Genomic DNA, 17,498 nt, shown 5'->3' with positions numbered 1-17,498 from the left:
GACACGCACATGCCCGAGGTTCCGCGCCGCATCGTGACCGGCCACGACGAGACCGGGAAGTCCGTCGTGCTCTCCGACGCGCCGACGCCCAAGACGCTCGACATCGGCACCGCGGTCTTCCACGAGCTGTGGGCCACGAGCGCGGTGCCCGCGGCGATCGACGCGACCGAGCCCGAGCCGACGACCCGCCCTCTGCGCACGCCGCCCGATGCCAATGGCATCGTCGTCCGCTTCACCGAGATGTCGCCTGGTGCCGCCTCGCCGATGCACCGGACGGAGTCCGTGGACGTCGGCATCGTGCTCGACGGCGAGACCTGGCTGCTGCTCGACGACGGCTCCGAGACGCGGATGGGCGCCGGCGACGTGGTCGTCCAGCGCGGGACCAACCACGCGTGGGAGAACCGGTCCGAGCGGGTCGTGAAGATGGCGTTCGTGATGATCGACGGGACGATCGGCGACGGCGTGCGCGCGACCGCGCAGCCGCTGGAGTTCTTCGACGCCGTGCTGGATTAGGCCGGGTCAGGCCGGAGGTCGAGGTCGCGGAGGCGGGTCCCGTTCACGCGGATCAGTCCACGCACGACGAAGAGGAACGCGCCGCCCGGGCCGGGACGCACGGATCGCCGCCGACCGTCGTCGTTGATGCTGACGGAGCGCACGGACGGCTGTGCGCGGCCGTAGAGGATCGTGCGCGGGGGGGTCTCGCGGATCGTCAGCGCGTCCGAGAACAGGCGCAGGTGGCGGAGGCTCCCGCAGGCTCCGGTGGTGCCCTGCTCGTAGGGCCGGAAGCGCCCGTCGCGTACCCGCCCCAGCGACACGCCGCGGACCTGGCCCGCGATTATGCAGGGCTGCCCACCGCTCGAGGTGTAGATGCCCGCGCCCCACGCGAGCTCGGAGTCGGGATCGGGTGCCTTGACCACGAGCTTCACCTGCGAGCCGCCGCGTGGGGCGTAGCGCGGCACCTTCACGCTGCCGTCGGGCAGCGGCGCGCCGACGGAGATCAGATCCGTGGCGCCTGCGGCGACGCTCACGCCGAGCAGCGCGACGACGGCCAGGCCCGCGCCGCGCCAGCGCCACGAGAACCGCCGCCGGCGCGGGGCGACGGCGAGGTCTCGCCGCGCCGCCTCGAGCAACTGGTCACGGATCGAGTCCTGTGCCGCCCGGCGGGGATCGGCGGTCTTCATGCCGGGTCCCGCGTGAGTTCGTCGGTGGGCGAGGCGGCCATCGCGCGCGCCAGCGCCCGCAGCCCGCGGGAGACGCGCGCCCGCGCCGCGGCCTCGGCGACGTCGAGCGTCGCGGCGATGTCGGGGTAGCCGCGTTCCTCGACGACCCGCAGCTCGATCGCGCGCCGCTGGTCGGACGGCAGCGCGGCCAGGGCCTCCGGCAGCGTGGCGAGCAGCGGCGCCAGCCCTGCCAGCTCCTCGATCCGCTCGAATTCGGGGTCAGTCAACACCGGCACTGTGACGGAAAGCCGGTGCAGTGCGCTGCGCTCGACTCTGCCCGCGCGCCAGTACTGCGAGAGCTCGCGGCGGGCGATCGCGAACAGCCAGCCCTGTTCCTCCTCCGTCGTCGTCCCCCGGAACTGGCGCGAGCGCTCCAGCGCCGTGGCGAACGTCTCGGACATCAGATCGAACGCGACCTCGGGATCGAGCACGCGCCGCGCGAGAAAGCCGAGGACGCGGTCCGAGTAGGCCTCGAAGAACGCCGCGAAGGCCTCTGGGTCCTCCCACGACTGCGCGAGCAAGCAGTCGCGCGACTTTGGCTGGCGGAAGCGGCGGAGCACGCTGGGGCGAGCGTAGAACACGACGCTCACCATTGGACCTTGTCACAGAATTCGGCGTCGCGCCTCTTATGGCCTGAAGTCGCCCTGGGCTGGAGGGAACGTTGTGAGCAGTGCAAGCCATATCTCGCACCGGGGATTGGGTGCGGACGCCATCGTCGAGCTCTACCGGCGGCTCCGGCCGCGGCTCGTCCATTTCTTCCTGCGGCGGACCCGCGATCTCGACACCGCGTGCGACCTCGTGGGGGAGACGTTCGCGCGGGCGCTGGAGCACGCCCGGCGCTTCCGCGGCGGCCCGGACGCCGATCCGTGGGTGTGGGGCATCGCGCGCAATGTCCTGGCCGAACACGTGCGCCGCGACCGCGTCGAACAGCGCGGCTTGCACCGGCTCACGCTGGAGCGGACGGAGACCACGGCCGAGCTGCGCGACGAACGTGCGGGCGACGAGCCCGGCCCGGCCGTGCAGGCCCTGGCGACCCTGGTCGTCGATCAGCGCGACGCGCTGCACCTGCGGGTGGTCGAGCAGCTCGACTACGAGGTCGTCGCGCGGCGGCTCGGCATCAGCGAGCCGACGGCGCGCGCGAGGGTCTCGCGCGGTCTGCGCAAACTCGCCCTCTCGCTCGACGGCGGTCACAACCTCAATGGTTGGACGCACTAGAGGAATATGCGACGTCTCATTGCCGCAGTGGCCTTCCTCTGCCTGTTGCCGGCCGGCACCGCCGCCGCTGCCGGCGTCCAGCAGGAGCGCATCGACCTCCTCAACCGCGCGATCAAGCAGGTCTACGCCGGCGCGCCGAGCTGCAAGCCGCCCGACCCGTTCGCGCAGCGGACGACCACGACCGACGCGGACCCGAGCGCGGATCTGCTGAACACGTTCGCGATCTTCCGCCGGCCCGCGACCGCGGAGGAGCTCGCGCTGGCGACCAAGGAGCGGCGGCTTCCGGCCGGCGGCCTCTACCGGCGTTACGCCCGCATCGTCATGAGCGCGAGCGGTCGCCGGCAGCTGGTGCTGCCCGCGCAGAACGCGCGCTCCTACCAGCCGCGCCCGCAGCGTTGCGTGGACTCGCTGCGCCGCCACATGGCTGCGCTGCTGCGAGGCCATGACGCGGCGTTCAAGCGGGGGACGAGCCGCGTGCTCGAGCAGGTCATCCGCGACGAGTGGGCCGGTGAGGCGCAAGGGCCGACCGAGGGCATCTTCTTGTTCACGTACGACGGCCACGGGACCGGCGGCGGAGGCGGCGGAGCCGACCTGAACACGCTGCGCACGAAGGGGATGTTCTTCTCGTTCGGCGGTGGCGCGCGCCCGTCGCTCGTCACCGGGCTGATCCCGGACGGCGTCGCCTCGATCGAGCTCCTCTATCCCGCGACCGCCGATTCCGCCGAGGTCAAGCGGACGGTCGCCGTGCGCGACAACGTCGTCTCCTACGAGGTGCGGCGATCGGGGATCGACGCGCTGGTGGAGCCGCAGATGACGTGGCTGGCGGCGGACGGTTCCGTCGTGCGCGTCGTCAATCCCGTCACCTACGTGGCCGGCTGCGGCGTGGCCGGTCAACTGGAGTTCAAGCCGTCGCGCTGTGCGGCGGGCAGCCTGAACCTGTCGAAGGTGCAGTGGCAGTGGTGGGACAGCGCGCACGCAGCGACCGGCACGGGTGAGGCGCTGCTGCGCAAGGGGTATCGGGCGCGGGCGAAGATCGTCCTCTCGCGGCCACTCTCGTGCACGACGGAGAACGGCGTCATCCTGCGCTACTTCTCGCGGGCTCGGGTCTCGGTGCTCTACCGGTCCGGCAACACGCTCGGCGAACGACCCGGGTGGCGTTCGTACGTCGTCAAAGTGGAGGCGTCGGACGGGCTCTGCGAGCTCTCGCCCTAGTCGGTGTCCCGAGTCGGATTGCGCCGGGCCGCTCGACCGCCGGCGGCGAGGGGGTGTGTAACCAGAGCTGCCTCGCAGGCAGCTCTCGTTCCGCACCCCCACCTGCGCGCCAGATCGAACAGTGCGAACCTGATCGAAACCCGCGAGCCGGCCCTCAAACGCGCGTGGTCGATCACGGCGACCCGGCCACTCCCCGACCCGGCGCAGTTGACGTTGAGTCCTTCTAGGCGATGCGGTCGAGGTCGGCGCGCGTGACGGGGTGGGCGAACGGCTCGCCCCGCGCGTAACGTTCGAGCTCGGCCAGCGCCGACTCGCCGAGCCGCCGGACCTCGACCCCGAGCGCGCCCGCGATGTGCGGCGTGAGCACCACGTTCGGAAGGTCGTAGAGCGGTGAGCCGGCGGGCAGGACCTCAGGCTCGGTGACGTCGAGCACCGCGTCGATCCGGCCGGTCTGCAGCTCGGCGACGAGCGCGTCCTGGTCGATCAGTGCGCCGCGGGCGGTGTTGATCAGCGTCGCGCCGTCGCGCAGCAGCGCGAGGCGCCGGGCGTCGAGCATGTGGCGGGTCGAGGGCAGCGAGGGTGCGTGGAGGCTGACGACGTCGCACGCCTGGAGCAGATCGTCGAGCTCGACGCTGCCTTCGAGGTACGGATCGCTGACGAGCACGCGCAGGTCGAATGGTCGGAGGAGCTCGACCACGCGCCGGCCGATCCGCGACGCGCCGACGATGCCGACCGTCTTGCCGAAGTTGCCGATCTCCGGGTAGGCGGCGATCAGGTCGATCGCCTCGCGTCGCTGCCGGTAGGTGCGGCTGAGGCGGTCGGCGGCCTTGTTGGCGAGCAGGATGCGCGCGAGCGTGTACTCGGCGACGGGCTCCGCGTTGGCTCCCGCCGCGGTGGAGACGAGCAGCCCGCGCTCCCAGCACGCGTCGGTCACGTGGCCCTTGACGCCGCCGGCGGCGTGGACGATCGCGCGCAGGTTCGACGCGCGGGCGAGCAGTTCCGCGTCCAGCGGCGGGCAGCCCCAGCCGCTGAGCACGATCTCCGCGCGCTCGAGATCGACGACCGCCGCGACCTCGTGCAGCCGGTCGCCGAACAGTCGCTCCGGCAGGTCCGGGCGCATCATCAGCACGACCTCAACGCGCGACACGTCGCAGCTCCTCGGCTTCCTCGGCGACGAGCGCCGCGTCGTCACCCGGGACGAACTCGAGCAGCGCGTCGCCGTGGGTGAACGTCGCGAACACCGCCTCCCACAGCTCGCGCCGCTCGCACAGCCGCAACCGCGTGCTGCCCGGCCACCACGAGAAGACGTGCACGGCGGGCACGTGGGGGAGACGGCGCAACGCGTCGAGCGCAGCCGCGTCGGCCATGTCCTGCGGCGGCTGCCAGTACGCGCGAACGCCGGAGGCCTCGATCAGCGCGAGCGCCGAGTCGACGTCGTCGGTCAGCGTGCCGCCATGAAACTCGAACGCGAGGTCGATGGGTGCGGTGGCGGGGGGCGAGGTCGCGGTGGTGGCCGGCGTGGCCGCGGTGGTGGGCGGCGTGGCCGCGGTGGTGGGCGGCGTGGCCGCGGTGGTGGGCGGCGTGGCCGCGGTGGCGGGCGGCGAGACTGCGGTGGCTGCGGCCGCTCGCGCGGCGCGCGCGATCTCCTCACGCTCGGCCGGCGACGCACCGGCCGAGCCCACTTCGCCCGCCCAGATCCGCACCCGCGGCGCGCCCAGCTCCCGTGCACTCGCGAGCACCGGCGCGAACGGGCCCGCGCAGCGCCAGTAGGACCCGTAGGACGCGACGCGCAGGCCGGCGGACTCGGTGGCCGCTCGGGCGCGGCGCGCGGCGTCGAGGTCGCCCGGGGGGACGTGCACGTCGGCGCCCCACTCGATGCACTCGAGGCCCGCGTCAGCCGCCACCGCGACGACCGCTTCGATCCCCAGCGCCCGCAACGTCACCGAACACAGACCGAGGCTGAGGTACGGTTTCGGCATGGCCGTCGCCGACAGCCTAGGCCCCGCCGCTCGAGGACGCCGGCTCGAGCAGGTCGGCGCGCTGCGCGAGTCGCGCGCGACCGACGACCTCAACGCGCGCCTCCAGCAGGACGGGTATCTCTTCGTGCGCGGTCTGCTCGACCGCGAGCTGGTCCAGGCCGGCCGCGCGGAGCTGCTCGACCAGCCCGTGCTCGAGCAGACGTACCCGATGCGCAGCGACGCGATGAAGGCCGTCGTCCACGGCCCACGGATCCTCGGCTTCTTCACCGAGCTGTTCGGCACGCCCGCCCGCAGCTACGACTTCATCTGGCTGCGCCACCAGCCGCCGAGCTATGGCATCGCGCCGCACTGCGACACGGTGTTCATGGGCCGCGGGACGCCCGACGTGCTCACCGCCTGGATCCCGTTCGGCGACATCGCGATCCGCGGCGGCGGGCTGATGCTGCTCGAGGACTCGCATCGCATCGGCCGCGAGCGGATCGCCGACTACCTCGCCCAGGACGTCGATCGCTACTGCGAGAACGGTCCCAACGCGCAGGCGGTCGAGACCGGCGAGATGAAGTGGGAGCACTGGCGCGACCACACCGACTGGAACGGCGAGATCACCGAGGACCCGCACCAGCTCGCCGCTGATTGGGGCACCCGCTGGCTGACCGCCGACTTCAGGATGGGCGACGCCCTGATCTTCACGCTGCGCACCGTCCACGCCGGCACCGACAACGAGACGGACGCGCTGCGGCTCTCGACCGACAGCCGCTACCAACCCGCGAACCAGCCGATCGACGAGCGCTGGATCAATGGCGAGCATGGGGAGGACCCGATCGGTCACGGGCTCGCCGCCAAGCAGGGCACGATCTGCTGAGCGCACTCAGTCGACGCCGGCGGCCAGACCGGTCTGCCAGAAGCGCTGCAGCAGCACGAACGCCAGGATCATCGGGATGATCGCGATCAGCGAGCCGACGATCGCGCCCGAGTTGCCGATCTGCGTCAGGCCGATCGTCAGCGGATACCACTTGGATTCCGAGAGCATCAGCAGCGGCAGCAGATAGTTGTTCCACGTCTGAACGAACGCGAACAGCATCACGGTCACGAACCCGGGCGCGAGCAACCGGAACACGATCGAGCGGAAGATGCGCCACTCGCTCGCGCCGTCCAGGCGCGCCGCCTCGATCAGCGACGAGTCGATCGCGCGATCGGCGTAGATGCGCATCAGGAAGACGCCGAACGGGCTGACCGAGCACGGCAGGATCACCGACAGCGGGCTGTTGGTCAGATCGACCTGCGCGAACAGCAGCCAGGTGGGCACGGCCAGCGCCTGCGTGGGCACCATCACCGAGCCGAGGATGACCCAGAACATGACCTGCCGGCCGCGGAAGGCGAACTTCGAGAACCCGTAGCCGGCGGCGGTCGCGCACAGGCCCGCGATCACCGCGCTCGACACCGAGTACAGGAACGAGTTGCGCAGCCAGACGACGTACGTCCCGCCGTCGAGCGTGCGGATCGAGAACAGGTCGCGGACATTCTGAACGAGGTGGAAGTCATCCGCGAACCACAGCCCGAACGTGCTGAAGAGGTCGCTGCGGTCCTTCGTCGCCGCGACGAACAGCCAGAACAGCGGGAACGCGAAGTAGGCGAGGAACGCCAGCATCAAGAGCTCGGAGGCGAACGAGCGACGTCGTCCGCCTCCGAGCGCTCTGCGTGCTTTCACCCCTTGACGCCGCCGCTACCGAGGCCGCTCTGCCAGTAGCGCTGCAGGAAGATGAACGCGAGGATCAGCGGCACGATCGACAGCAGCGAGCCGGTGATCACGATGTTGAACGCCGACGTCGCGCCGCCGCCGGCAGTGGCCTGGCTGTTCCACTGCTGCAGGCCGACGGTGAGCGGGTACCACTTCGGCTCCGAGAGCATCACCAGCGGCAGGAAGTAGTTGTTCCACGTGGCGACGAACGTGAACAACAACACCGTGACGAAGCCGGGGGTCAGGAGCCGGAACGCGATCTTGCGGAAGATCAGGAACTCGCCCGCGCCGTCGATCCGCGCCGCCTCGATCAGGTCCGACGGCACCGCCGCCTCGGCGTAGATCCGCATCAGGTAGATCCCGAACGGCGAGACCAGGGACGGCAGGATCACCGCCAGCGGGTTGTTGGTGAACCCGAGCTTCGAGAACATCAGATAGGTCGGGATCGCCAGCGCGGTCGTCGGCACCATCACCGAGCCGAGCACGAACCAGAACATCAGGTTCTTGCCACGGAAGGCGAACTTCGCGAAGCCGTAGCCGGCGGCCGCGGCCAGCAGCGCCGCGCCGACCGCGCTCACCACCGAGTACATGACGGTGTTGCGCAGCCAGTCCAGGTAGACGCCGTTGTCCTGATTGAACGTGTCCTTGACGTTGTCGATGAAGTTGAAGTTCGCGAACCACAGCCCGAACGAGTCGAACAGGTCGTCCAGCGACTTCGTCGACGCCACCACCAGCCAGAACAGCGGCATCAGGAAGTAGACGAGGAACGCGAGCATGAAGATGGTCGGGACGACCATCCCGCCGGTCGATCCCGGCTTGCGCTGCGCGCGGGTGCGGCGACGCGTCTTGGCGGCGGTGGGGGCGCCGACATCCGGCGCGACGGTGGGAACGCTCACGACCGCACCTCCTGACGAGCGGAGATTCGCATCACGATGAACGACACGACGAACACCACGGCGCCGAGCAGGAATGACAGGGCGGCGGCGTAGTTGAGCCGCTGGTCGGCGAACGCGAGGTTGTAGACGTAGAGGTTCGGCGTGTAGGACTTGCCGATCACCTGCGGGGCGATGTCGTAGAACACGCGCGGCTCGGCGAACAGCTGGAAGGAGCCGATCACCGAGAAGATCGTGCACAGCAGGATCGCCGGCCGCAGGAGCGGAAGCTTGATGTACAGCGCCGTGCGGAACGCGCCCGCCCCGTCGACCGCGGCGGCCTCGTAGAGCTCGGCCGGGATCGCCCGCAGCGCGGCGTAGAAGATGATCATGTTGTAGCCCGTGAACGTCCACGTCGAGACGTTCGCGATCGACCACAACATCAAGTCCTCGCCGAGGAAGTTCGGTGGTGTGGCGCCGAGCTTGTCGGCGACGTCGGCGATCGGGCCGAAGTCACGGCCATACAGGAAGCCCCACATCAGCGCGGCGATCACCGTCGGGACGGCGTAGGGCACGAAGAACCCGACGCGATACAGCCGGGCGAAGACGACCTTGCCCGAGTCGATGATGAGGGCGAAGACCAGTGCCAGGACCAGCATGATCGGCACCTGGACGATCATGAACAGCGCCACGCGCTTCACGCCGTCCGTGAACGCCTTGTCCTTCAGGCCCTCGGTGTAGTTGTCGAGCCCGACGAACGCGTTGCCGCCGACGAGCTGCTCGCGATAAAGACTGAGGTAGAGCGCGTAGATGAGTGGCGCGATGAAAAGCGCGAGGAACAGCACCATGAACGGCGCCGTGAACAGGAAACCGGCGAAGCCGTGGCGCTTGAGGGCCTTCTTGCGGCGGCCGCCGGGCACCCGTGTGGTTGAACTCGTGACGGTTGCTTGAGCCATGATCGTGAGTCGGTCGGCGGAGTGCCCGCCCGCCGCTCGAGCGGCGGGCGGGCTTGCTCCTGCTATTGGCCTTGGACCTTCAGGCCCTGCTGCTTGGCGTAGTTGACAACGGCGTCCTGCCACGGCTGGAGCGCCGCGGTCGCGCCCTTGCCCTGGTCGACGGATTTGCTCTTGATGTCATCGCCCTGAGTGGCGACGTATTCGAGGATCGGCGGCCACTGCCAGGTCTTGTCGACGACGCTGGCCGCGTTCGCGTAGACCTTGTTGACCTCCTGGCCCCCGTAGAACGGGTACTTCTTGGTCAGCCAGGTGTCGTTCTTGAGCATCTCGTTCTGCGGCGGGAAGAGGAAGCGCTCGTAGCTGAACATCTCGACCGGCTGCTGGTTGGTGAGGATCCAGCGCGCGAACTCGACCGCGGCGGCCTTGTTCGGGGAGTCCTTGAGGACGGCGAGCGTCGAGCCCCCCCAGTTGCCCGAGATGTTCTCGCCCTCGTTCCACTGCGGCAGCGGCTGGGCCTGCCACTTGCCCTTGGAGCTCTTCGTGTAGTCCTGGAGGAAGATCGGGCCCCAGGCGGCGGAGATCCAGCCCGCGTACTTGCCCTTCGAGAAGCCCTGGTACCAGGCATCGGCGAAGTCGGCGTCATGTGAGATGGCGCCGCTGGCGTAGAGCTTGTCCCAGTACTCGGTGACCTGCTTGATCTTGTCGCTGGTGAGGTCGACCTTGAGGTTGTTGGGGTCGGAGTTGAACGGGCGCGCCCCGGCCTGCCAGAACAGGCCCATCCACTGGCCGGTCTGCCCGCCCGGGAGGTTGGTCAGATACGACTTCGGGAACTTCTTGTGGTACTGCTCGGCCGCGGTCGCGAAGTCCGCCCAGGTCTTGATCGGCGTCTTGATGCCGGCTTGCTCGACCAGGTCCTTGCGGTAGATGAACCCGAGCGGGCCGGTGTCCCACGGGATGCCGTAGATGCCGTTGTCGACGTTGATCTGCTTCTGGATCCACTCGGGGTAGCCGGAGAGGAAGTTGTCCGGCAGATACGGCGTCATGTCGAGCAGGCTCTTGGTGAGCGTGAAGCTCGGGATGTACTGGAACTCCATGTGCACGACGTCCGGCAGGCCCTTGCCCGACTTCAGAACGGTGCGCAGTTTGCGGTAATGCGGCGGTCCTTGGCCCACGTTCTGGAGCTTGACCTTGATGTTCGGATGGGCCGCCTCGAACATGGCGACCGCCTTGTCGGTACCGGGCGTCCACGCCCAGACCGTGATCGTTGCCGGCTTCTTGAGCTCGGCGGCCATGTCGACTTTCTCCGTCGAGCTGCTGCTGCTACTGCCGCCGCTGCCCGACCCGCTTGAGCTGGAGCTGTCGCTGCCTCCGCAGGCGGCCACCATGGCCGCGATCCCAAGACAACACGCGACCAGCAGAGCGCGCCATCGGGCGCTGTCGTGCCGTGCCGTGTTACGCAAGAGGTCTCCCCTCCTCGTCGTCCTTCTTCCGGGGCCTCTCCAAGAGCACCCGGACGTCCCATGCTCCCAGATGCAGTTCCTCGCCGAAAGCGAGATCTGTCCCGTTGAGCACATCTGTCATCGCGACCGGCAACGCCAGCCGCGCCTGCTCCCATGACCAATTCGCGACAAACCGCACAAGTCCCCCCTCCGGGGCTCGTCCGCTCGTCACCGTAACCGTTTTTGGGCGGTCCGCAAAGACGTCCGGATTCGGACGTAGCCAGCGCGCGAGCCCGACCGCGAGCTCGCGGTCCGGGAGGGTGCCGACGTACGTCACGCGGCCCTTCCCGTGCTCGTGGGTGGTGATCGCCGGCCAGCGTCCGAGATGCGGATGCTCGTAGTACGCGAGCGTCTCGGCGGTGGTTGGTTGCAGCGCGTCGGCCCAGGCGGTGGCGGCGCCAGTGAAGTCGCCGCTGCACCGCACCGGGGCGGTCAGGTTCGTGTATTCGTCATAGGTCGCGCCGACCGCCTCGAACAGGCGGCCGGGCTGCTTGGTCGTGCGCGGGCGCGCCTCGTGGTCGGCGTACCCGCCGCGGAAGCTCAGCACCAGGTGGCCCCCGTCGTGCGCGTAGGCGGCGAGGCGGTCCAGCAGCGCGTCGTCGGCGACGTAGAGCCCGGGCACGATCAGGACCGGATGCTCGGTCCCGTCGAAGTCCTGGGCGAACAGGATCTCGGTCTGCACGCCGGCCGTGAACAGGCCCTCGTAGAAGCGGCTGAAGATGCGCTCGTAGGAGCTGCGGTCGGCGGCGCCGGCGGCGGTCGCCAGAGGCGGGTGGAACTCCATCGCCCACTTGCTCTCTCGGCTGTAGAGCAGCGCGACGTCCGCGGTCGGCTCGAGGCCGACGACGGCCGCTCCGGCCTGCTTGAACTCGGCCGCGATCCGCTGCACCTCGGCGTAGGCGCGGCCGGGCTCGCCGTCGTGGTTGAGCACGCCGAGCCAGAACTGCTCGTGGCCGTAGTGGATCGAGTGCCAGTGCCAGTACTCGATCATCCGCGCGCCGCGGGCCACCAGCGCCCACGCCGCCTGGCGCCACTGGCCGTCGAAGGCGGGGAAGTTGCCGTGCGACGCGCCGATCGAGAGCGCGTTGGTCTCGGTCACGAGGAAGGGCTGCCGGAGCGCGGCGCGCGCAAGATCGGCCTGGTAGTGGATCGCCCAGACGCCGCTGTGCGTCTCCCACTCGAGCTGGGGCGCGTCGGGCGGCGGCTCCGGCATCGTCAGCGCGTCCTGCATCGGGTAGTAGGGGTTCACCGCCGCGATGTCGAGGCTGCGGTTGAGCTCGCGCGGGTCGAACGCGGGACGCTTGAGCGCCATGCAGGTCGTCACGAACTGGTCCGGGCGGGCGAGCTCGCGCACGATCTCCGCCTGCGCGGCGATGAAGTCAGTCGTCAGCTGCGACTGGTAGCGCCGCCAGGCGAGGTCGTAGGACGGCACCGTGTTGCCGTCCGGCGGCCACAGCTCGTCCCAGCGGGCGATGCGGTGCGACCAGTAGACGAGCCCCCATTCGCGGTTGAGACGCTGCGGGTCGTCGTCGTAGGTGTGGCGCAGGCGGTCGACGAAGCCCTGGAAGGCGGCGCGGTTGTGGAAGAGCTCCATGCCCGGCTCGTTGTCGACCTGGAAGCCGATGACCGCCGGGTGCGGCGCGTAGCGGCCGGCGACCTTGCGCGTGATCCGGTCGGCGTAGTGGCGGAAGGCGGCGTTGGAGTAGTCGCCGTCCTGGCGGTGGCCGTAGGGGATGCGCACGCCGGTCTTGCGCTCGGCCGTGACCTCCGGGTACTTGCGCACCAACCAGGGCGGCATCGCGTAGGTCGGTGTGCCGAGGATGACCTTGATACCGCGCGCGTGCGCGCCGTCGAGCACCGGATGCAGCCACTCCAGCTCGAAGCGTCCGTCCTCCGGCTCCCACGTGGACCAGACGGATTCGCCGACCCGGATCACCGTCAGCTCGGCGGCGGCCATCAGGTCGAGATCGCGCTCGAGGCGGTCGTACGGCTGGTACTCCGCGTAGTAGGCAACGCCGTAGAGGACCTGCTGTGGCAGACCTGAAAGGCGTTGCTCTCGTTGCGCGACCTGCGGACCCACGTCTCCCTCGTGATCCGGGTTTGCCACCACTTTCCTCCTTGCGGCGAACCGGTTTGTACCAAGGATTCGGTCGGACGTGTACTAATTGCTCGTCTGTAACGCCCGCTCAATGCAGCCTTTACGCGCCAGCGCGCATTCCTGGGAGCCGAAATCGTTTGCCACGGGCGTCCGGCGTTGCCTGCGGACCATCAGCGCGCGAAAGTGGCGTCTCAGGCAATACTTCAGTCGCGAACCTGACGACAGGAGGGGATCCTGGCTGTGACTGTGCTCGATGACCTGCGGGTGGTAGAGGAGCGGATCGCTGCTCGCTTGGCGGAATTGGAGCCGCTCGTGCAGGAGTACAACGAGCTCCAGCAGATCGCCGAACGGCTTGGCATCGATCGCGAACGTGCGCTGGCTGAAGCCGCCGCGATCGTGGCGACGCCACAAGCCGCGGCAGTGCCTGCGACGGCGCCCGCGCCCGCGCCCGCGCCGAAGGCTGCGGCGGCCAAGCCCAAGCCCAAGCCCGCGGCCAAGGCGAAGCCCAAGGCCAAGCCGAAGGCCGCGGCGGCCAAGCCCAAGGCGAAGGCGGCGCCCAAGCGGCGGGCGGCCAAGGGCGCGGCGGTCCGGCGCCAGCCCGGTGGCACGCAGAAGGCCGGCGCCGAGCGCCGCGAGCGCATGCTCCAACTGATCCGCGAGACCCCGGGCATCACGGTGCCGGATCTCAGCGTGGCCCTGGAGACCGACGCCCCGTCGCTGTACCGCGTGGTGCGCAAGCTCCAGTCCGACGGCATCGTGGCGAAGGACGGCAAGAGCCTGCGGCTCGTCGCGGGCGGCTGAGCTTGCTGGGCGTCGAGCCGATCGGATACGTCGTCGGCGGCCGCGCGGAGCCCGTCGATGACGACTGGGACGCGGTCACCGCGACGATCCGGCTCGATGCCACACGCTTCGACGCCGACGCCCTGCGCTGCCTCGACGCGTTCTCGCACGTCGAGGTGCTCTACCACTTCCACCAGGTCTCGCCCGACGCCGTGCAGTCGGGCGCGCGGCGCCCGCGCGACAACCCCGCGTGGCCGGAGGTCGGCATCTTCGCCCAGCGCGGCAAGGTCCGCCCGAACCGGCTCGGGGTCTCGGTCTGCGCGATCGAGGGCGTCGAAGGGCTCGAGGTCGCCGTCCGCGGCCTCGATGCCATCGACGGCACCCCGGTCGTGGACCTCAAGCCCGTGATGCGCGAGTTCCTCCCGCGCGGCGACGTGCGTCAACCGCCGTGGTCGAGCGAGCTGATGGCCGGCTACTGGCGAAGCTGAGCACCTCTTCGAGCGGGCGGCGGAGCGAGCGGGCCGTCGGGGCGCCACCGTGGGAGACACGCAGGACGAGCAGGATCGGGTGCGCGGGGTCCAGCGCGAAGGGCTCCGCCGCGCGAGTGAGCGCGTCGCGTTCGAACGGTTCGAGCGACGCCGGGTCCTCGTGGAGCCGCTGGAAGAGGAACGGCGAGCCCCACGGGTGGATCGCGAGCCGGAGGCGGGTGGCCTCGAGCCACAGCCGCATCAGGCCGCGACCGGCGTCGACCAGCGCGGCGTCATCGAGCGCGGCCGCCCGCAGCACGATCGCGCCCCCGGACCCCGCGAACGCGTCCCGAGCGGTCTTGCGCAACCCCCACCCGCGATCGTTGGCGGCCAGGAAGTCCATGCCCGCACCGGTGCGCAGCACGTCCATCGCGGCACGGTCGGTGGCGTCGAGCTCGAGCGAGGCCACGTCGATCCCATCCGCCGCGGGCTCGCCCCCGAAGCGCAGCTCGCCGAGCATGTCGGCGCGCAGGCGTGGCGACAGAAACCGCACTCGGTCCAGCGCACCCAGCGCGGTGCCGAGCGCGGGCAACCCGCCGGCGGGCACGACCTCGGCGCGCAGCGGCGCGCCGCGCCGCGCAAGCGAGGCGAGCACCTCGGCCGCAACCGGCGGCGAGCCATCCACTCGCCGGTTGCAGCACCGCGCCCACAGCAGCTCCACCCACCTAAAGGGGACAGTCCCCTTTAGGTTCGCGGGCAGCGGCAGGCCGTCGCCGCAGGGGTCCGCCAAGGTAAAGGGGACAGTCCCCTTTAGGTTCGCGAGGGCCCAGACCGCGTCTGCCGGTGCGACGCGGGTCGGTTCCAGGCCGATTGCGCGGGCGCCGATCGTCGCGCCTTCCAGCGCCGCGCCGAGGGCGAGCAGCGACGCCCGGCCGCGGAAGTCCAGCAGCGATGAGCGGGTCGGGTCGAGGTAGGCGCGCAGGACGTCGTCCTCGGCCTCGAAGCGCCAGGGCTGGATGTTGCCGCCGGACGGCGCGGAGGTCGCGCACGCGACCACGAAGCGGATCGCGTCGCGGCCGTCCGCGGCCGGACGGGCCGGGACCCGCACCACCGGCGGCGGGGCGTCAGGTGCGGGCGGCGGCGGCAGCGGCGCCTGGCGCCCGTCGGCGATCAGGTGGTCGAGGTCGGCGAAGAAGCGGCCGGATGCGGTCAGGCCGCCGAGCGCGATCCGGCGCACCGCGTTGGTGACCATCGCGCCGCCGAGGGCGACGTCCGAGGCGAGTTGGGGCCACGTCGAGACCGACTCCTTGACCTCGATCAGCGACGCGGCCGCGCGGTCGGTCAGGGTCTCGACGCCGAGGATCCGGAGCACGTACGGGACCTTCTGCTTGGTCGTCAGGCCGGACAGCTCGGCCGAGGTGACATCGCCGAGCAAGCCGTGGAACGGCGCCCGGGCGGGCTCGAGGTCGAAGCGCTCGACGTCGAGCATCCCGCGGTGGCTCGTCGCCATCACGACCGGAACGCGCGCCGCGCGGGCCCGCTCACGCAGCCGGACCTTGATCTCCAGCCCGTCGCACTCGTCGACGATCACGTTCGCGCCGCCCACGAAGGCCTCGATGTTCTCCTCGTCCACCCCTCGCTCGAACGGCACCACGCGCAGGTACGGATCGAGCTCGGCCACCTCCCGCGCGGCCAGCACCACCTTGCTCACGCCGACGTCGGCGACGCCACCGGGCACGCGATTGAGGTTGGACAGATCGAGCACGTCGAAGTCGGCGAGCCGCAGCTCGCCGCCGATGCCCTCGTGCACCAGGGTGGTCACGACCGCTCGCCCGACCGACAGCCCCGCGACACTGACAACCAGCGCGCCGAGCCGTTCCTGCTCCTCCTCGGTGATCGCGTACCGGTTGCGGTCCAGCCGCAGCTCGCGGTGCAGCGGCGCGGGCAGGACGTGGACGAGCCGGCGGCTCCACGGATAGAAGACCCACGCGGGCGGATCGCAGCCGTCCAGCACTTCAGCAATCGCCTCCGGCGAGGGTGGCGCGTCGTCGCGCGGCGAACGCCCACGGCAGAGGTGCTCGAGCTGCGCGGGGAGCTCGTCGACGACGGTCACCGTCGGGTCCCCGGCGAAGTCGCCACGATCGACGAACAGCGGCGCGAAGGACGTGACATCGCGCTCCATCACGCCGCCGCCCGCATGCCCGCGAAGCCGGCGGCGGATGCCATCGCGGCCAAGGTCGGCGTCGCCGGCGGCGCGGCGAGCAGCCGCTCGGCGTCGAGCACGATCAGGTGCGAGCGAAAGCGCCAGCCGGGGCGCGGCTCGACCATCCGCTCCTCGAGCAGCTCGAAGCCCATCGCCGCGTACATCGCGAGCAGCTCGTCATCACACGCGCCGAGCACGTAGCGATGCCCGGACTGCACGGCGACCCGCACGGCGTGCTGCATCAGCGCCACGAACAGCCCGGCGCGCTGGAAGTCGGGGTGCATCGCCCCCGCACCCGCCTCGACGAACCCGGCGTCCCAGAGCCAGCGCGGCACCTCGTGCCCGCCCCAGCTGACGTACTGGCTCCTGGTGGGTTCACCGTCGACGAAGATCACCCGCACGTAGCCCACGATCCGCCCGCCGAAGCGACACGTCAGGTGGCGCGCGTGAGCATCGAAGGGGGAGCGGAGGTCGGCGATCGACGCCGCTTCGAGATGCCCCGAGGTCTTGTGGGCGAGCAGGCGCAGGGCGAGGATCTCCTCGTGCTCGCCGGCGCTGGTCGCGTAGCCGTAGGAGACGACCCGCTCGACGCTGCCGACGCGCACCCCGCCCGCCCGCAACCGCGCCGGCGTCAGCGTCGTGTCGGCGGAGAGCAGGTAGTCCGCGAGCGCCTCGTGCAGGGCGGGCGACGGAGCGTCCCACGCTACGCCGATGTAGGGGCGCCGCACCGTCGTCACCCGCCCGCGCACCCGCACGGCGGCCGCGAAGGCGAACTGGAGGTCGAGCTCCAGCTCCATGCCGCCGAGCAACGCCGGCGCAGGCCGCGCCGCGCGCAGCGTCACGCCCTCGGCGCCCGCGCGCACGATCCTGAAGCGCAGGTGCTCGCCGAAGAACCACGGGCAGCTCGCCGTCGCGAACGCGGGCTGTCCCTCTGGGCAGTCGAACTGGGTGTCGCGAGCCGGCGAGCCGTCTCCGATCAGCGCGAGGCCGATCCGAGTCAGGTCGCGCACGCGGCCGACATGGCGCACCAGCGCCGGCAGCGCGGTGTCCGTCGCGCCCCGGCCGACCGGGCGGACGCGGACGCGCTCGCCCACCGCGGGCGCGTCGCCGTGGGTGATCGCGAGCCCCAGGCCCTCCGACGTCAGGTCGACGGCCTCGGCGTCCAGCCGGCGGTCCCGCCGCAGGACCTCGAAGGAGAGGCCTTCGCCGAGATAGACCCGGCGGCGCTGCAGCGAACGGAAATCGTGTCCTTCGGGCAT

At 70.6% G+C, this 17,498-nt stretch carries 17 protein-coding genes; 6 read left to right on the top strand and 11 right to left on the bottom strand.

Annotated elements, in window-relative coordinates; translation table 11 throughout:
• Positions 1–9: 9 nt before the first annotated feature.
• On the top strand, positions 10–513 hold the full coding sequence (locus OM076_RS07350; RefSeq protein WP_270038845.1) for a cupin domain-containing protein: 504 nt from the start codon (positions 10–12) through the stop codon (positions 511–513).
• On the opposite strand, the gene OM076_RS07345 is transcribed toward OM076_RS07350, so the two are convergent.
• Entirely contained in the window at positions 510–1,181 is a 672-nt protein-coding gene (locus tag OM076_RS07345; RefSeq protein ID WP_270038844.1) for a hypothetical protein, read from the bottom strand. The genes OM076_RS07350 and OM076_RS07345 overlap by 4 nt on opposite strands.
• A complete protein-coding gene (locus tag OM076_RS07340) occupies positions 1,178–1,780 on the bottom strand; it encodes an RNA polymerase sigma factor (RefSeq protein ID WP_270038843.1) in 603 nt (200 codons plus the stop codon). Before OM076_RS07340 ends, OM076_RS07345 begins: the two co-directional genes overlap by 4 nt.
• A 136-nt stretch (positions 1,781–1,916) precedes the next feature.
• Between OM076_RS07340 and OM076_RS07335 the strand changes: the two genes are divergently transcribed.
• Both OM076_RS07335 and OM076_RS07330 read left to right on the top strand, forming a co-directional pair.
• On the top strand, positions 1,917–2,435 hold the full coding sequence (locus OM076_RS07335) for an RNA polymerase sigma factor (protein ID WP_270038842.1): 519 nt from the start codon (positions 1,917–1,919) through the stop codon (positions 2,433–2,435).
• A gap of 27 nt (positions 2,436–2,462) precedes the next feature.
• On the top strand, positions 2,463–3,647 hold the full coding sequence (locus OM076_RS07330) for a hypothetical protein (RefSeq protein ID WP_270038841.1): 1,185 nt from the start codon (positions 2,463–2,465) through the stop codon (positions 3,645–3,647).
• Between the two features lie 223 nt (positions 3,648–3,870).
• On the opposite strand, the gene OM076_RS07325 is transcribed toward OM076_RS07330, so the two are convergent.
• Both OM076_RS07325 and OM076_RS07320 read right to left on the bottom strand, forming a co-directional pair.
• The gene (locus OM076_RS07325) at positions 3,871–4,770 is read right to left on the bottom strand and encodes a hydroxyacid dehydrogenase (protein WP_372518009.1); all 900 of its coding nucleotides are present in this window, start codon (positions 4,768–4,770) and stop codon (positions 3,871–3,873) included.
• 10 nt (positions 4,771–4,780) lie between these two features.
• Entirely contained in the window at positions 4,781–5,626 is an 846-nt protein-coding gene (locus OM076_RS07320; protein WP_270038839.1) for a hypothetical protein, read from the bottom strand.
• Between OM076_RS07320 and OM076_RS07315 the strand changes: the two genes are divergently transcribed.
• The gene (locus OM076_RS07315) at positions 5,625–6,488 is read left to right on the top strand and encodes a phytanoyl-CoA dioxygenase family protein (RefSeq protein ID WP_270038838.1); all 864 of its coding nucleotides are present in this window, start codon (positions 5,625–5,627) and stop codon (positions 6,486–6,488) included. The two genes, OM076_RS07320 and OM076_RS07315, sit on opposite strands and share 2 nt — an antisense overlap.
• Positions 6,489–6,494: 6 nt before the next feature.
• On the opposite strand, the gene OM076_RS07310 is transcribed toward OM076_RS07315, so the two are convergent.
• The 5 genes from OM076_RS07310 to OM076_RS07290 form a co-directional block, all read right to left on the bottom strand.
• Positions 6,495–7,274 carry a carbohydrate ABC transporter permease gene (locus tag OM076_RS07310; RefSeq protein WP_270038837.1) on the bottom strand — a complete coding sequence of 260 codons (780 nt, stop codon included), beginning with the start codon at positions 7,272–7,274 and terminating at the stop codon, positions 6,495–6,497.
• Between the two features lie 56 nt (positions 7,275–7,330).
• On the bottom strand, positions 7,331–8,260 hold the full coding sequence (locus OM076_RS07305; protein WP_270038836.1) for a carbohydrate ABC transporter permease: 930 nt from the start codon (positions 8,258–8,260) through the stop codon (positions 7,331–7,333).
• Positions 8,257–9,192: a carbohydrate ABC transporter permease gene (locus OM076_RS07300; protein WP_270038835.1), complete on the bottom strand. Its 936-nt coding sequence runs from the start codon at positions 9,190–9,192 to the stop codon at positions 8,257–8,259. The genes OM076_RS07305 and OM076_RS07300 overlap by 4 nt, the downstream gene beginning before the upstream one ends.
• A gap of 62 nt (positions 9,193–9,254) precedes the next feature.
• Positions 9,255–10,484: an ABC transporter substrate-binding protein gene (locus OM076_RS07295; RefSeq protein WP_270038834.1), complete on the bottom strand. Its 1,230-nt coding sequence runs from the start codon at positions 10,482–10,484 to the stop codon at positions 9,255–9,257.
• Positions 10,485–10,644: 160 nt separating this feature from the next.
• Positions 10,645–12,798 (bottom strand): beta-galactosidase, encoded by a 2,154-nt coding sequence (locus OM076_RS07290; protein ID WP_270038833.1) that lies wholly within the window; start codon positions 12,796–12,798, stop codon positions 10,645–10,647.
• Positions 12,799–13,029: 231 nt separating this feature from the next.
• Here OM076_RS07290 and OM076_RS07285 point away from each other — a divergent pair, with 231 nt between their 5' ends.
• Both OM076_RS07285 and OM076_RS07280 read left to right on the top strand, forming a co-directional pair.
• On the top strand, positions 13,030–13,590 hold the full coding sequence (locus OM076_RS07285; protein ID WP_270038832.1) for a winged helix-turn-helix transcriptional regulator: 561 nt from the start codon (positions 13,030–13,032) through the stop codon (positions 13,588–13,590).
• Positions 13,591–13,592: 2 nt separating this feature from the next.
• A complete protein-coding gene (locus tag OM076_RS07280; RefSeq protein ID WP_270038831.1) occupies positions 13,593–14,057 on the top strand; it encodes an SAM-dependent methyltransferase in 465 nt (154 codons plus the stop codon).
• Here OM076_RS07280 and OM076_RS07275 read toward each other — a convergent pair.
• Positions 13,966–16,218, bottom strand: coding sequence for an Rv1355c family protein (locus tag OM076_RS07275; protein WP_270038830.1), 2,253 nt, complete (start codon positions 16,216–16,218; stop codon positions 13,966–13,968). The genes OM076_RS07280 and OM076_RS07275 overlap by 92 nt on opposite strands.
• Positions 16,218–17,498 carry a GNAT family N-acetyltransferase gene (locus tag OM076_RS07270; protein ID WP_270038829.1) on the bottom strand — a complete coding sequence of 427 codons (1,281 nt, stop codon included), beginning with the start codon at positions 17,496–17,498 and terminating at the stop codon, positions 16,218–16,220. The genes OM076_RS07275 and OM076_RS07270 overlap by 1 nt, the downstream gene beginning before the upstream one ends.

The sequence above is a fragment of the Solirubrobacter ginsenosidimutans genome, from assembly GCF_027587205.1.
Note: the sequence above shows the minus strand (reverse complement) of the source record. Positions and strands in the feature narration are given on the sequence as shown.